The following is a 682-nucleotide window of genomic DNA, read 5'->3' as shown; positions in this document are numbered from 1 at the left end:
TGGATTCAAACATGAAGTGCAATTTTAAACACGGTGGAGTGAAGAAAGTAGAAAGGTGATTTATACTAGCACCTTCGCACCACCACAGTTTGGAGATTGCTATGTATTATAATCACCTTTCTAGGAAGGAAAGATACCAGATTTTCGTATTATTACAAGCCGGAAAGAATAAAAAAGAGATAGCCCAGCTACTCAATAGACATCCTTCGACAATAAGTCGAGAGATAAAAAGAAACTCAAAACCTAATCAAGCCTATCAAGCACATGATGCGGTAACCCTAGCTAGGAAAAGGCGGAAAAACAGCGGTAATGGTAAGCCAATAGAGTCTTCGGTATGGCGCCAAGTTGAAAAATACTTCATGCTTTATTACAGCCCAGAGCAGATTGCTGCACGTTTAAAGAAAGTCTGTGTCCAATCAATCTATAACTACCTTTATCAGAATAAAGCGCGCTATGAACAATTCAAACCTTATCTAAGGCGAAAAGGCAAAGCCTATAGGCATTGTAAGGCACCGAGTATTAAAGAAGGAGACCGCCGATATAAACGGTCAATTAAACAACGTCCAAGTTATGTAGAAAGCCGGAAAACGCGAGGACATTGGGAGGGAGATACGATTATTAGCCGTAAAGACAAGCAAGCATTGGTGACATTAGTTGAACGCAAAACAGGGCTAGTATTAAT

The 682-nt window shown here is 40.0% G+C and carries 1 protein-coding gene; it reads left to right on the top strand.

All coding sequences use genetic code 11. The features are described from left to right. Positions 1–101: 101 nt before the first annotated feature. On the top strand, positions 102–682 hold a 581-nt coding region (locus A9G38_RS02800; protein ID WP_081297945.1), incomplete at its 3' end, for an IS30 family transposase.

Origin of the sequence: Gilliamella sp. Imp1-1 (genome assembly GCF_001690415.1) — a bacterium.
GTDB lineage: Bacteria > Pseudomonadota > Gammaproteobacteria > Enterobacterales > Orbaceae > Gilliamella > Gilliamella bombi.
This window is presented reverse-complemented; position numbering and strand designations above follow the sequence as displayed.